Below are 13,944 nucleotides of genomic sequence, written 5' to 3'. Positions count from 1 at the left end.
GTTTTTGAGTATTGTGGACAGAATTGACAGAGATATTAAAGTGGCGGTAATTACAGTTAGTGATACGCGCGATAAAACGACGGACAAAGGCGGTAAACTCGTCATTGATTATATCAGGACGGTGAATGCCTTTGTGCCTGAAGAACATTATGAAATCGTTAAAGACGAAATTGATACGATTCAAAATGCGGTGAAGCAGCACCTTGCAGCGGGCGTGGATGTTGTGATTACGACGGGCGGCACGGGAATCGCAAGACGCGATGTGACGATTGAAGCGGTGACGCCGCTGTTCGATAAGGAAATCGAAGGATTCGGCGAGCTGTTCCGCATGCTGAGCTACACGGAAGACATCGGTTCACGCAGTCTATTATCCCGTGCAGCGGCAGGAACTTACGGTCACCAGCTGATTATCTCACTGCCGGGTTCAAGCGGTGCAGTAAAGCTCGGCATGGAAAAACTCGTGATGCCGGAATTGAACCACCTGGTATTTGAGCTGAATAAAGAGAATTAGAGTGTATGTGACGTTGTGTATACATGAGCGTCTGTCATGCCTATGTAACGGATCTTTCGTATACATGAGAGCCCGTCATGCCTATGCATCGGATCTTTCGTATACATGAGAGCCCGTCATGCCTATGCATCGGATCTTTCGTATACATGAGCGTCTGTCATGCCTATGCATCGGATCTTTCGTATACATGAGCGTCTGTCATGCCTATGCAACGGATCATTCGTATACATGAGGATCTGTCATGCCTATGCAATGGATCTTTCGTATACATGAGGGTCTGTCATGCCTATGCAACGGGTCTTTCGTATACATGAGAACCTGTCATGCCTATGCATTGGATCATTCGTATACATGAGCCAACACCCAACCCAGCACCCAACTAAAAAAATCCGCCTGCTCAAGGTCAGACGGATTCAATCATATTTAAGCCTTGTAGTCGCCGGATTTGCCGCCGGATTTTTCAAGAAGCTTTGTTTCTTTAATAATCATACCTTTATCGAGCGCCTTGCACATATCATAAACGGTGAGCGCTACAGCGCTTGCTGCTGTCAGTGCTTCCATTTCAACACCGGTTTTGCCGGTCGTTTTTACTGTCGCTTCGATAACGAGCAAATAGGTTTCATCAGTTTCCCAGCGGAATGAGACGTCAACACCGGACAGTGACAGCGGATGGCACATCGGAATAATCTGATGTGTGTTTTTCGCTGCCATAATACCCGCTACCTGAGCGACACCGAGAACGTCTCCTTTTTTTACAGTGCCTTCGGTGATACCTTTATAAATGTTTTCAGGCACTTCAAGCAGACTCTGTGCAGTTGCACTGCGTTTCGTGACTGATTTATCTGATATATCGACCATTTTGGCACGGCCTTCTTCATTAAAATGCGTAAAATTAGACATTTGCAACCTCCTATTTAGTACAATAAGTATAAGTAATCAAATTATATCAAACATTCATACGAAACGATAAATAACTTAAATACAGCGAGGATGATAGAAATGACTTTAAACAGAACACCGGTTCATGTTAACGATGCAGTGGCAAAACTGATGGAAAGAGTCACGGAACTCGGCACAGAAACTGTCAGCTATAAAGAGAGTTACGGCAGAGTGCTCGCGAAAGATTTAACAGCGACGTCGGATGTTCCTTTATTTACGAAATCTGCCATGGACGGTTTCGCAATTCATTCACAATCGTCTCAAGGTGCTTCAGGTGATAATAGAGTACCGTTTAAAGTAGTTGAAGAAGTGCCGGCAGGCAGCTCGAGCGATTACGTCTTAAAAGAAAATGAAGCTTTCCGCATTATGACGGGAGCTGAAATTCCAGAGTCGGCGGATACGGTCGTTATGTTCGAACAGACGAAAGAAACTGAAGACGGTTTTACAATCCGGCGTGCGTTTACACCAGGTGAAAATATCGCACAAAAAGGTGAAGAGTGTAAAGTCGGTGACATTATTGTAGAAAAAGGCACGGTGATTAACCCGGGTACGGTCGCGACACTTGCTACTTTCGGCTACAGCGAAGTTGAAGTGTTCAAGCAGCCGGCGGTCGGCGTGCTGTCTACAGGAACAGAACTTTTAGAAGTTGAAGATGAACTCGAACGCGGGAAAATCCGCAACTCGAATACACCAATGGTAATGAGCCAGCTGAAACGCATGGGCATCGAAGGCAAGCATTACAAATTAGAAACAGATGATTTCGACACATTGTATACGCGGATTAAAGCGATGCTCGATGAAGTCGACGTGATTATTACAACAGGCGGCGTATCGGTTGGGGATTACGACCTGCTGCCGAAGATCTACGACGAACTCGGTGCTGAAGTCCTATTTAATAAAGTAGCTATGCGACCGGGCAGTGTTACAACAGTCAGTATTTTAAACGATAAACTGCTCTTCGGACTCAGCGGCAACCCGTCAGCATGCTATTCAGGTTTTGAACTGTTTGCCCGTCCTGCGCTGAACTTAATGCAGAGTGCAGCACTGCCGTTTGCTCCGCTTATTGATGCGGTGCTTGATGAGGACCACTCGAAGGCTAACCCGTTCTCGCGCTTTATCCGTGCGGAACTGTTTTTTAAAGAAGGGAAAATATATGCACGCCCGTCCGGTTTTAACAAATCAAATGCGGTGACATCTATTGCACGAAGCAACGGCGTTATCGTTCTGCCAGGCGGTACGCGCGGCTTTGTTAAAGGCGATGCAGTCAAAGTGATGATGACTGATGTCACGACAGGCGCAGACAATTTTGGGGTGGAGTAGATGAAAACTTTACAGATAGCAGGCTATAAAAATACAGGTAAAACAACGCTCATTCTCGACCTGGTAAATTTATTAAAACAGCACGGCTATACTGTTGCAGTGATTAAACGGCATCATATTACCGAAGACATCCCGAACGATACGGACACCGGCAGATTTTTTGAAGCGGGCGCAGATTATACTGCCTTCAATATGCCGGGACATTCCATTATGACGGAACGTCCCGACAAGCCGCTGACTGTACAGCTGCAGAGATTTCAAACTGAAGGCGTGGATTTCGTACTCGTTGAAGGCTATAAAAAAGAAAACTATTCAAAAATTATTCTGACCTATTCGTTTACAGAAGGTGAAACGGATATTAATGAAATCGGCCTGACGAATGTGTTAAACCGTTTTGATATGCGTTACGATAAGGATAATGCAGTGAACTGGTTTAAAGAATGGAGCAGTATCGGCAATGAAAATGTTTGAAGTAACAGATAAAGAACTGGATATAAACAAATATCATAAAATGACTGTAAATGAACATCAGGGGGCAGTATGCACCTTTACGGGACATGTCCGCGAATGGACGAAAGGCACGCGCACCGTTCACTTGGAATATGAAGCTTATATTCCGATGGCGGAAAAAATGCTCGCTCAAATCGGCGATGAAATATCGGAACGCTGGCCGGGTGTGATTACAGCCATCGGCCACCGTATCGGCAAGCTTGAAATTTCCGATATAGCAGTGGTGATTGTAACGAGTTCGCCGCACCGTACAGACAGCTACCGGGCGAACGAGTATGCAGTAGAACGGTTAAAAGAGATTGTCCCGATCTGGAAAAAAGAAATTTGGGAAGACGGCGAAAAATGGATTGGCGATTCCCGCAAATATCATCCGAGTGTGGAGGAAAACTAATGGAAATTAAAGTATTTGCAAGTATAAAAGAAAAAATCGGCAGCGACACAATTGACTTGTTTGTCGGCGACTCAATTACTGTCGGTGAATTAAAGAATCATATTTTTATCGACTACCCTGAACTTGACGGCGAAGTATTTCAGGTAGCTAAAAACGAAGCATTTGTTAAAGATGACGAAGTCGTTACATCAGAAGATACTGTGGCGTTAATTCCGCCGGTAAGCGGCGGTTAAATGATCGGGGTAATTTTAGCGGGCGGCAAATCGAGCCGCTTCGGCGAGGATAAGGCCTTGTATATGTTAAATGGCCGTCCGATGTATGAACATGTCGCACAATCGTTAGAAAATGTTCAAGCAATAGACGAGATTGTCATCAACACAAATGATAAACTGAAGACAAGCTTTAAAAATTATAAAGTAATTACCGATGATCCGGAGTATATCGACCACGGGCCGCTCGGCGGATTATACGCTTCGGCCAAAGAGTATCCGGGGCAAGCACTGATGGTGATTTCCTGTGATACACCGTATGTCGATTCAGCCTGGCTCGATATTCTTGCTGAAGAAGCAGAGAAGACAGGCGATACGGTAATTACGACTGATAACGACAGAGAGCACCCGCTCATCGGGGTTTATCAGCATGACACTCTGGTTGAGCTGTTAAAAGCGCAGCTTGAGACGAAACGGTTAAGTTTAAAAGCGTTTTTCGAGAATCTCGATGTCCAATATTTAAACATCGAGTCTTATAATTTCAATAGTACGACGCTGATTAATATCAATCGGAAGACTGATATTAAATAAGGAGGAATTACATGGCTCAGGTAGTTACAGATAAATTTGGCCGTCCGATCCGGGACCTTAGAATTTCGGTCACTGATAAATGTAACTTCAGATGCCGATACTGCATGCCGAAAGAAATTTTCGGAGATGATTTTGAATTCTTAAAGCGTGAACAATTGCTTTCCTTTGACGAAATTGAAAGGCTCGCAAGAATTTACGCCAGTCTCGGTGTGAAGAAGTTGCGTCTGACGGGCGGGGAGCCGATGATGAGAAAAGACCTTCATGAATTAATCGAACGATTAAACGTGATTGAAGGTATTGAAGATATCGGACTCACAACGAACGGACTGCTTTTGAAGAAACACGGCCAGAAATTATACGATGCAGGCCTGAGACGCATCAATATCAGCCTCGATGCGATGGACGATGAACTGTTCGGTAAAATTAACGACCGGGGTATCGGCACGTCGCGCATTCTGGAACAGATTGAATATGCAATCGGCCTCGGTTTCCAGATTAAAATCAATATGGTTGTGCAAAAAGGCTTGAACGAGCAGGAAATACTGCCGATGGCACGCTATTTTAAAAAGCTGCCTGTGACCTTGCGCTTTATTGAATTTATGGATGTCGGCAACGATAACGGCTGGAACTTCGATAAGGTGGTCAGCAAGAAAGAAATTCTTGAAACCTTGCAGACGGAATTTGATCTTGCCCCGCTCGATCCGGCCTATTACGGTGAAGTGGCGAAAGTGTACAAGCATAACGATGCCGAAGATTCGTACTTAGGATTTATTACGAGTGTATCGGAAAGCTTCTGTTCGACTTGTACGAGAGCAAGACTGTCATCCGACGGAAAATTTTACGGCTGTCTGTTTGCAGTCGACGGTTTCGATATTAAGACACTGATGCGGGATGGCATCAGTGACGAAGAACTGACAGAAGTATTAATGGGTGTCTGGGACAAACGCGATGACCGTTATTCGGAAATCAGAACAGAAATTACAGAAGAAAAACGCCGGGAGCGGAAAAAAATCAACATGAGCTATATCGGCGGATAAATTTACAGAAAACGTGAAGGGGCCTCTTCACGTTTTTTGTGTCTGAAGGTGAGACTTTGAAACTGAATTTAAGTTTAAAACGAGCTGTATTGTACAGTTTAATTGCAGCAATCAGCCTTGCATTTTATATAGCTTTCGGCCATCAGTTATCCCGTATACTGGAAAGCATCGTGATGGCTAAGGATTTAAGCATACTCTCGCCGCTCATTTATATGAGTGCGTTTTTTGTGCTGTTTATAATAACAGATAAATTTTATAATCTGTATACGCAGATGTCTGCGAATAAATCAATCGAAAGAAAAGCAGATCAGCTGATCGACCGCATCGATGTTAAAACGCAGCGGGAGTCAGAAGGTATGATCAACGCTCTGCTTGTGCACCTGGAGTCCTACCGGCCGTATGAAACATCGTTTACACCGACAATTATTAAAACGATGATTAAAGTTACGGGCATTATAGCAGTCTTATTTTTTATCGATATCTATGCAGCAGCGATACTGCTGTTTACTGCACCTTTTATCCCGCTGTATTATGTGCTCGTTGGCCTGCAGACGCAGGAAGAATCGGTAAAGCAGGCGACGCGTTTTGACAATATCGGCACCTTGTTTTTAAATCTGATCCGCGGCAAGGATACTGTAAAAAATACGCAGTCCAGAAATACAGTGATAAAAAGACTGGAAGAAGATAACAAAGGTTTTGTCAAGGAAACCATGCACATTTTAAAATACGCCTTCCAGTCGACGATGATGCTCGAGTTTATAACGATACTCGGTATCGGTCTTGTCGCTTTAGAAATTGCGCTCCGAATAATTATTTTTGAAAATATTTCATTCTATACCGCATTTTTCGTCCTGCTTTTAGCACCGGAATTCTACAACGCGCTGAAAGTGCTCGGGACGGAATTTCATAACGGGAAGCTCGCACTCGGCAGCTTTGAAAAAGCGAAAGCAATTATTAACAAACCTGAAATGAATACAGCTTACAGAGGCAAAACAGACAGTTACGCAGCAGAAGCTGACAAACTGACAATCAGCCATGGCGAAAAGCTGCTGCTGGATAAGGCCGATTTTAAGTTCGGTAAAAGAGGACTGACCGCGATTACAGGCGAGTCTGGAGCCGGTAAAACAACGCTCTTAAGAACTATCCTCGGACTCCATGAACCGGATTCAGGCACCCTCGATGTGTTGACTACTGATATCGGCTATGTTTCAGACCAAGTGTATTTTTCTGATACGACGATCTATGACTATGTGTCGGGAGACAGTCATTCAGAAGAGAAAGTGCATGACATTCTCGAACAGTTAAATCTGTCATCGAGTATCGATAATTTGGAAGCGGGCATTCATACGCCGATTGTTAATCATAATATTCCATTATCCGGCGGGGAAATTGTCCGCTTAAAAATGGCGAGAGTATTAATCGCACGGCCTGACATTATTATCATGGATGAACCGACTGAGTTTCTCGATGCTGAAACAGAGCAGCTCGTGATGAAATATCTCGCTGAATTAAAAGAAACATCTGCAATCATTGCAGTCATTCACCGCCGGCAGCTGCTCGCAATTGCAGACAGTCATTATGTGCTAAGTGAAGGGCGCTTGAAAAGAGGTGAACGGATATGATGTATTTAAAAGGTGAAAAGATGCATATCTTCTACAGTATCGTCCTCGGCATTATCGGCGGGCTTGTAGGTGTTGCGATATTTGGACTGAGCGGCTACATGATCAGTTTAAGCTTCTTTGAACCGCCGTTCTTCCTTATTATTTTAATTATCGCCGCTATTAAAATGTTCGGTCTGACAAAAGGTGCTGCGAAGTATCTCGAGCGTCTTTTAAGCCACGATGCCACATTTAAAATGATCGGCAGATTAAGAGCGTCCTACTTCAAACAGTCGGTAAACAGCGAGGAGGATACACACAGCGTCCGCTATATTCAAAAGCTGACGAGTTACTTTGACGATATTGAAGATTATTATATCCGCATTATTTATCCTTATATCGTTGCGGTGTTTATCTCGCTTATATTAACGGTGCTGTCGCTGCTGGTTGATCCAAAACTGCTTGTGATTCTGCTCGTATCGGTGCTGATTCTGCTGCTCGCTATGCCGCTCATTATAAGCGGTATTTCAGGCAGGCTGTACGATGAGAGAAACAAGGCGGAAGATACACTGTTTACAGAGCTGTATCATTACATTCATGACTTTACGAATCTGTTTGTCGTGAAAGAAGATAAAAAAGTCAGCAGTAATATTAAAACTACCTATAAAAAGATTACGAAAAATGAAAACAGGGAAGCAGCCTTAGATGCGGCAATCGATATCATCAGTCTGTTTATCCAGCTTGGCGTGCTTCTTCTCGTCATTATTCTGTTCAGCGGCGATTATCCTTTATTAATCCCGATGATTATCCTGCTCTTGATGAGTTTCTTTGAACTGGCCATTCCGGTTATTAAACCGGCCAGTAAATATAAAGCGGTCAAAGCACGCGTTGAAGCGGTAAGTGATCCGGGAGAAATGATGACTGAGAACAAAGATCAGAAGCTTTCCTTATCCAATATGTCCTTCCGCTATCCGGAAACCAAACGCGATGTGCTGAGCAATATAAATATAGAAATTAAACCGGGTGAGAAACACGCGCTAATCGGCAGCAGCGGTTCCGGCAAAACAACCCTGCTCAACCAGCTGATTAAGCAGTCGGACGCGGGGATTATGCCGCAGCATCTGGATTTTTACAACGCCACGGTCAAAGAAAACCTGACGATGTTCAATCATTTTAAAGCAGATGAAGATCAGCTTGAGGAATTGCTTGAAAAATTTGAGCTGGGCCACTTTAAGCCGGATGACTATATTACGTCGGCTGAGTATTTATCGCTTGGTGAGAAAAAACGGATGCATCTGATCCGCATGTATATCGAAGATAAAGATACCTGGATAATGGATGAGCCGACAGCAAGTTTAAATACGCGCCTCAGAGATAAAATATGGCAGGAAATTTTCCAGAAAGATACAGTGCTTACGGCGACGCATGACCTCAGCCATCTGGAGCAGTTTGACTATGTGCATTATCTGGAAGGCGGGACGATAACAGAAAGCGGCAGCGTCAAAGAAGTCCTCGGACAGGACGGGCCGGCCAGAGAAGCATACAGACGATACAGAGATACTTTGTAAAGATGTTTTAACATCGGAGATATCCTTATGAAAACGGATTTTTATATGATATAATGTTCTTAATTTAACAAAATTAGTGGAGGTGACGGCTGTTGGGAAGGTGTATCTGAAAAGAACTTCAAAAAATACTGTGTTAACAAATAGCAGATTTATTCATGAACAAACGACCCGAGCGGTCACAAATTATCGGAGGTGAACCCCGCAGGAGGGGAACTGATTGGATATATCCACTATAACTAATTTATTATTATTTACATTATTAATCGTACTGACAATGTTGTTCGTAGGATCTGAATTTGCATTTGTTAAAGCACGTATGTCGAGAATACATTCGCTTGTTGAAATGGGAGACAAAAGAGCAGAACGCGTAGAAAAAATGATTAACAATCTGGACTATTACTTATCTGCCTGTCAGCTGGGAATTACAGTGACAGCACTAGGTTTAGGTTGGATCGGGGAATCGACGTTTGAAGTGATTTTACACCCGCTGTTTGATTTAGTCGGAGTACCGGACGCCATGCAGACGGTAACGACAGTTGCAGCAGCATTTATTATTGTTACATTTATTCACGTTGTTGTCGGTGAACTTGCACCTAAGACAGTGGCGATTCAGTATGCCGAAAAAATGGCAATGGGATTAAGCGGACCGTTATACTTCTTTGGTGTTGTCTTAAAACCATTTATCTGGACGATGAACGGTGCAGCAAGAGGACTTGTACGCTTAGTTGGTATTAAAGAAATGCCGACAGAACAGGCGCACTCGGAAGAAGAACTTAAAGTGATTATGACTGAAAGTTACCAGAGCGGTGAAATTAACCAGACGGAACTTTCATATATGCAGAATATATTTTCATTTGATGAACGTACGGCAAAAGACGTTATGGTGCCGCGGACGCAAATGATTACACTTGAGGAACCGGTAACAGTTGATCAGGTGGTCGAAACGATTAAAGAGTACAACTATACAAGATATCCTGTCACAGAAAGCAACGGTGACAAAGACAACATTATCGGTTTCATTAATGTCAGAGAATATTTAACAAATCACGTATCGGATGAACATGTTGCCGCAGGTGATTATATACATGACCTTCCGGTGATTACAGAATCATCGCGGATCAGCGATGCACTTGTTAAAATGCAGAGAGAAAGCGTTCATATTGCCTTAATCATCGATGAATACGGCGGTACAGCCGGAATGATTACGATGGAAGATATACTTGAAGAAATCGTCGGAGAAATCCGTGACGAATTCGATGAAGATGAAGAACTGGACGTCATTAAAGTCGACGATAATCTTTACCATATCAACGGACGGGTACTGCTTGACGATCTTGAAGATGACTTTAAGATAGCATTTGAAGAAAGCGAAGACATCGATACAATCGGCGGCTGGATGCAGAGCATCAACACCGATATCGAAGAAGGCGGCTATATCGATACCGCTGAAGACCGCTGGCAGGTGCTGGAAGTTGAAAACCACTCCATTAAACAGGTGGCATTCTTAAGAGATTACAATGTAGTTTCTGCTGACGAAGAATCGGAAGAAGCTGTTGAGCAGGAAGACGAAAAATAATATATATTGAGAAATCGGGACATTTTGTCCCGATTTTTTTGTTTTGCGGAGGAAATTTGGCTAGGGGTCTGGTTTGCAGTCCGATGAAACCCGCTCATCTGACTGAAACCCTTACTTGCGGTCCGATGAAACCCGCTCATCCGACTGAAATTCTTACTTGCAGTCCGATGAAACCCGCTCATCCGACTTCAAAACCAACTCTAACCACCCGCCAATAATATGGTAAAATAAAATCAAATATAAGGGGTGATGGACCGATGGATATTGTTGGACTGGCAGCAGTAATTCTAACATTCACTGTACCGCTGTACGCAATTTACAGGGGATATAATCAGAGCGATGACAAGATGGAATTAAAGAAAATGAAAGAACAGCGAAGACTCGAAGAAATTAAACAGGAAAACTACTTGCTGGAGAATGAATCGATGCGGATTGAGCTCGACAAAATTAAAAAAGAAAATGCAAGAAAGCAAAAAACGCTTGAGAATAAAGAAAATTCGAGATGGCTGATTGAAGAAACTGAAGATGAAACGAAAGACAAGGCTGAATAGGGCTTTGTCTATTTTTTTATAAGCACCGGACGCTGTGATAAACTGGAGTTAAGAAAAATCGGAGGGATGATATGGGAGTTTTTGAATTCATATTTTTCACGTCCTTAGTGACGTTCGGCTTTATCGCAAGTATTCCATTATACGCTATGCGGCGGGGGTACAATCAGAGTGACGAAAAGCTTGAAATCAAAAAGCTGATTGAACAGCGCAAGCTTGAGCAGATTAAACAGGATAATTATCTGCTGGAGAATAAAGTGATGGCTCTGGAGCTTGAGAAGATCAAAAAAGAACGCGAGCTGCGAGAACAGAAAGCACTGGATGCCAAAGAAAACCGGCGCTGGCTGATTGAAGATAAGAATGAAGAGGAAATTAAAAAGGGGTAATAACAATGAAAACATTAATTAAAAACGGTCTGATCGTAACGACGGAAAATGAATATAAAGGCGATATTTTAATAGAAGGGACTAAAATAGAAGCGGTCGGCAGAAATTTAAGAGTGGAAGCGGACAAAACAATCGATGCCGAAGGCATGGTAATTCTGCCGGGCGGCGTGGACCAGCATGCGCATTTTTCTTTTGAATTTATGGGGGAAAGAACGAAAGGTTTTGAAACGACAAATGCAGCAGCCCTTGGCGGTACAACGACAGTAATTGAGTTCGTCAATCAGGAAGCGGGCAAAGGTCTCGTTGAAACGGTAGAGGAGTATCGTAAAGAATGGGTCGAGGGTATTTCTATGGTGGATTACAGTTTCCACCCGGTCATTACCGACCCGACACCGGAAACGTTTAAAGATATTAAAAATCTGCCTGAAGCAGGTTATCCGACAGTAAAATTATTCATGGCATATAAGGGTCAGTTTTTCCATTCTGATGATGAAGCGGTGACTAATGCCCTCCTGGAAGCGAAAGATGCGGGTGTGACTGTCATGGTGCATGCGGAAAATGCCGACCTGATTGAGCTTATGCAGAAAAAAGCGATTGCGAATGGTGATACGGATCCGTATTATCACGCACTGACACGTCCGCCGATCGTAGAAACCGAAGCGACGGAACGCGCCATTAATCTGGCACGCTTTGCAGAGGCGCCGATTTATATCGTTCATGTCACGACTGAAGGGGCGGTCAACGCCATTAAGAAAGCGAAAGAGGAAGGACTGCCGGTCTACGGTGAAACGTGTACCCAGTATTTACTTTTCAATAAAGAGTATCTCGCCAAAGAAAACTTCGAAGGTTCGAAATACGTATGTTCACCTGCTTTGAGAGATGAGGCTGACCAGGAATACTTATGGAAATCGTTAAAAGACGGTTCGATTAATGCGGTAAGTTCTGACCATTGCGGTTTTACCTTTAACCAGAAGAAGATGGGTCTGAATGACTTCAGAAAAATTCCGAACGGAACGCCGGGCCTTGAAAACCGTCTGCCGATGCTTTGGACTTACGGTGTCGAAACAGGAAAAATCACGCGTTCAGAACTGGTGGATTACTATTCGACGATGCCGGCTAAAAACAATGGACTCGATCACAGAAAAGGATACCTTGCGCCGGGCTATGATGCAGACATTGTCATTTATAACCCGAATGTGAAGAAGAAAGTTACGGTTGAAGACAGCCTGAATGGTCTCGATTATACAGCTTATGAAGGATTCGACCAGATTGGTGAGTGCGATGCAGTCTTCTTAAGAGGCACGCCGGTCGTTAAAGATGGTAAATATATTGGTGAAAAAGGCCAAGGGGCATTTATTAAAGGCACAGCTTTCGGTACAGCGTTCAGCTGATAATGTTTTAAAAAGGGGTAAAACATGACTGAGAATAGTATTTCAATCAATAAAGAGCGTTTAATTCAAGATATGGAAGCAATCAACAGTAATACAGCGACACCAGGCAATGGCCGTACGAGATTTTCTTATTCTGAAGAAGACAGAAAGACGAGAGAGTATTTATCAAAAGAATTCACAAACTTAAATTTAGTAGTTAAAACAGATGGTGCGGGCAACATCAGAGCGAAATATGATCCGAAAAAGAACGACTTGCCGTCAGTAATGATCGGTTCTCATATTGATACTGTAATGAACGGCGGGGAGTTTGACGGTCTTGCCGGAACTATCGCAGCCTTGGAAGTCATCCGGACAATCAAAGAAAATAAGACAGATATTACTCATCCTGTTGAACTGGTGATATTCTCAGAAGAAGAAGGCTCGAACTTCGGCAGCACAACTGTCGGCAGTAAAGTGATGACAGGTAAACTGACTAAAGCGGATTTAAAGACTTTATATAATAGTGAGAAACAGTCAGCTTATGAAGTGATGCAAGCGTTCGGTTTTGATGCGGATTCAATAGGAAAAGACCTGCTTCAAAAAAATGAGGTAAAAGCGATGATGGAACTGCATATAGAACAGGGCGGCGTTCTGGAAGAAGAAAGTAAATCTGTTGGTATCGTTCATGCGATTGCGGGAATGAATACTTTCCAAGTAACGTTAAACGGTGTCTCGAATCATGCAGGAACCACGCCGATGCCTGGCCGGAAAGACCCTTTAGTTGGAGCATCCAAGGTGATTATTGCCTTGGAGGAATATGCACGGACTCAAGTTAATAATACAACTGTTGCGACAGTGGGCAAACTGGAATGCAGTCCTTCCGGTTCTAACGTTATTAATAAGACAGTGACTTTTAATGTGGATATCCGCGATATCGAGCAGAGCGGAATTGATCAGGTTTCGAATTATTTAAAAGATAAAATAAAAGAAACCGCAGAAACACAGCAGCTGGAATATGAAATAGATTTAATAGGAACATCAGCACCGGCGAGATTATCTGAAACTGTAATAGATACGCTGGTAGCCAAAGCAGAAAAACGGGAGATGGATTACTTAAAACTGCACAGCGGAGCAGTGCATGACACGATGATGCTGGCGGATGTGGCAGATGTTGCGATGATATTTGTGCCGAGTAAAAACGGCATCAGCCACAGCCCGGATGAGTATACGTCTTATGAAGATATTGAAGACGGTGCGAATTTGATGCTTGAAGCGGTGATTGAGCTGACTCAGTAAAAATAATACCTTTCGGGGTATTATTTTTTTACTCAAACAACGACTATGTAAAATTTTTTAAGTAATGACATAATTAGAATAATATTCTGTAAAA

At 43.2% G+C, this 13,944-nt stretch carries 15 protein-coding genes; 14 read left to right on the top strand and 1 reads right to left on the bottom strand.

Translation table 11 applies throughout. From position 1 onward, the window contains the following. The first annotated feature begins 4 nt into the window (after positions 1-4). Complete coding sequence (locus tag IR135_RS07935) at positions 5-511, top strand: MogA/MoaB family molybdenum cofactor biosynthesis protein (RefSeq protein WP_416212703.1); 507 nt, start codon at positions 5-7, stop codon at positions 509-511. A 423-nt stretch (positions 512-934) separates the two neighbouring features. Here the strand turns inward: IR135_RS07935 and moaC are convergent, their stop codons facing one another. Then, the gene (moaC, locus tag IR135_RS07930) at positions 935-1,411 is read right to left on the bottom strand and encodes a cyclic pyranopterin monophosphate synthase MoaC (protein WP_135098350.1); all 477 of its coding nucleotides are present in this window, start codon (positions 1,409-1,411) and stop codon (positions 935-937) included. A gap of 99 nt (positions 1,412-1,510) precedes the next feature. Here moaC and glp point away from each other — a divergent pair, with 99 nt between their 5' ends. The 13 genes from glp to IR135_RS07865 all read left to right on the top strand — a co-directional run bounded on the left by glp (position 1,511) and on the right by IR135_RS07865 (position 13,850). After that, positions 1,511-2,770, top strand: a complete 1,260-nt coding sequence (glp, locus tag IR135_RS07925) for a gephyrin-like molybdotransferase Glp (protein ID WP_135098348.1) — start codon at positions 1,511-1,513, stop codon at positions 2,768-2,770. Continuing rightward, positions 2,771-3,241 carry a molybdopterin-guanine dinucleotide biosynthesis protein B gene (gene mobB, locus IR135_RS07920; RefSeq protein WP_135098346.1) on the top strand — a complete coding sequence of 157 codons (471 nt, stop codon included), beginning with the start codon at positions 2,771-2,773 and terminating at the stop codon, positions 3,239-3,241. Beyond that, positions 3,228-3,671: a molybdenum cofactor biosynthesis protein MoaE gene (locus IR135_RS07915; protein ID WP_115885853.1), complete on the top strand. Its 444-nt coding sequence runs from the start codon at positions 3,228-3,230 to the stop codon at positions 3,669-3,671. Before mobB ends, IR135_RS07915 begins: the two co-directional genes overlap by 14 nt. Further along, entirely contained in the window at positions 3,671-3,904 is a 234-nt protein-coding gene (locus IR135_RS07910) for a MoaD/ThiS family protein (RefSeq protein WP_115885852.1), read from the top strand. The genes IR135_RS07915 and IR135_RS07910 overlap by 1 nt, the downstream gene beginning before the upstream one ends. Continuing rightward, positions 3,905-4,471: a molybdenum cofactor guanylyltransferase gene (mobA, locus tag IR135_RS07905; RefSeq protein ID WP_135098344.1), complete on the top strand. Its 567-nt coding sequence runs from the start codon at positions 3,905-3,907 to the stop codon at positions 4,469-4,471. Positions 4,472-4,482: 11 nt separating this feature from the next. Next, a complete protein-coding gene (gene moaA, locus IR135_RS07900; protein WP_135098342.1) occupies positions 4,483-5,508 on the top strand; it encodes a GTP 3',8-cyclase MoaA in 1,026 nt (341 codons plus the stop codon). 56 nt (positions 5,509-5,564) lie between these two features. Further along, entirely contained in the window at positions 5,565-7,130 is a 1,566-nt protein-coding gene (locus tag IR135_RS07895) for an ATP-binding cassette domain-containing protein (RefSeq protein ID WP_135098340.1), read from the top strand. After that, on the top strand, positions 7,127-8,674 hold the full coding sequence (locus tag IR135_RS07890) for an ATP-binding cassette domain-containing protein (protein ID WP_135098338.1): 1,548 nt from the start codon (positions 7,127-7,129) through the stop codon (positions 8,672-8,674). Before IR135_RS07895 ends, IR135_RS07890 begins: the two co-directional genes overlap by 4 nt. Positions 8,675-8,891: 217 nt before the next feature. Further along, positions 8,892-10,250 carry a hemolysin family protein gene (locus tag IR135_RS07885; protein WP_135098337.1) on the top strand — a complete coding sequence of 453 codons (1,359 nt, stop codon included), beginning with the start codon at positions 8,892-8,894 and terminating at the stop codon, positions 10,248-10,250. A 257-nt stretch (positions 10,251-10,507) separates the two neighbouring features. Continuing rightward, a complete protein-coding gene (locus IR135_RS07880; RefSeq protein ID WP_135098335.1) occupies positions 10,508-10,801 on the top strand; it encodes a hypothetical protein in 294 nt (97 codons plus the stop codon). 71 nt (positions 10,802-10,872) lie between these two features. Continuing rightward, positions 10,873-11,184: a hypothetical protein gene (locus tag IR135_RS07875; RefSeq protein WP_135098333.1), complete on the top strand. Its 312-nt coding sequence runs from the start codon at positions 10,873-10,875 to the stop codon at positions 11,182-11,184. A gap of 5 nt (positions 11,185-11,189) precedes the next feature. Then, entirely contained in the window at positions 11,190-12,575 is a 1,386-nt protein-coding gene (gene hydA, locus IR135_RS07870) for a dihydropyrimidinase (protein WP_135098331.1), read from the top strand. A 24-nt stretch (positions 12,576-12,599) separates the two neighbouring features. Next, positions 12,600-13,850, top strand: coding sequence for a Zn-dependent hydrolase (locus tag IR135_RS07865; protein WP_135098329.1), 1,251 nt, complete (start codon positions 12,600-12,602; stop codon positions 13,848-13,850). The last annotated feature ends 94 nt before the right edge of the window (positions 13,851-13,944 follow it).

Origin of the sequence: Jeotgalicoccus nanhaiensis, assembly GCF_015235105.1 — a bacterium.
GTDB lineage: Bacteria > Bacillota > Bacilli > Staphylococcales > Salinicoccaceae > Jeotgalicoccus > Jeotgalicoccus nanhaiensis.
Note: the sequence above shows the minus strand (reverse complement) of the source record. Positions and strands in the feature narration are given on the sequence as shown.

What these genes read in the sequence shown, in the direction of transcription:
- moaC (WP_135098350.1), bottom strand. Translation starts at nt 1,411, where the DNA reads ATGTCTAATTTTACGCATTTTAATGAAGAAGGCCGTGCCAAAATGGTC.
- glp (WP_135098348.1), top strand. Translation starts at nt 1,511, where the DNA reads ATGACTTTAAACAGAACACCGGTTCATGTTAACGATGCAGTGGCAAAA.
- mobB (WP_135098346.1), top strand. Translation starts at nt 2,771, where the DNA reads ATGAAAACTTTACAGATAGCAGGCTATAAAAATACAGGTAAAACAACG.
- IR135_RS07915 (WP_115885853.1), top strand. Translation starts at nt 3,228, where the DNA reads ATGAAAATGTTTGAAGTAACAGATAAAGAACTGGATATAAACAAATAT.
- IR135_RS07910 (WP_115885852.1), top strand. Translation starts at nt 3,671, where the DNA reads ATGGAAATTAAAGTATTTGCAAGTATAAAAGAAAAAATCGGCAGCGAC.
- mobA (WP_135098344.1), top strand. Translation starts at nt 3,905, where the DNA reads ATGATCGGGGTAATTTTAGCGGGCGGCAAATCGAGCCGCTTCGGCGAG.
- moaA (WP_135098342.1), top strand. Translation starts at nt 4,483, where the DNA reads ATGGCTCAGGTAGTTACAGATAAATTTGGCCGTCCGATCCGGGACCTT.
- IR135_RS07890 (WP_135098338.1), top strand. Translation starts at nt 7,127, where the DNA reads ATGATGTATTTAAAAGGTGAAAAGATGCATATCTTCTACAGTATCGTC.
- IR135_RS07880 (WP_135098335.1), top strand. Translation starts at nt 10,508, where the DNA reads ATGGATATTGTTGGACTGGCAGCAGTAATTCTAACATTCACTGTACCG.
- IR135_RS07875 (WP_135098333.1), top strand. Translation starts at nt 10,873, where the DNA reads ATGGGAGTTTTTGAATTCATATTTTTCACGTCCTTAGTGACGTTCGGC.
- hydA (WP_135098331.1), top strand. Translation starts at nt 11,190, where the DNA reads ATGAAAACATTAATTAAAAACGGTCTGATCGTAACGACGGAAAATGAA.
- IR135_RS07865 (WP_135098329.1), top strand. Translation starts at nt 12,600, where the DNA reads ATGACTGAGAATAGTATTTCAATCAATAAAGAGCGTTTAATTCAAGAT.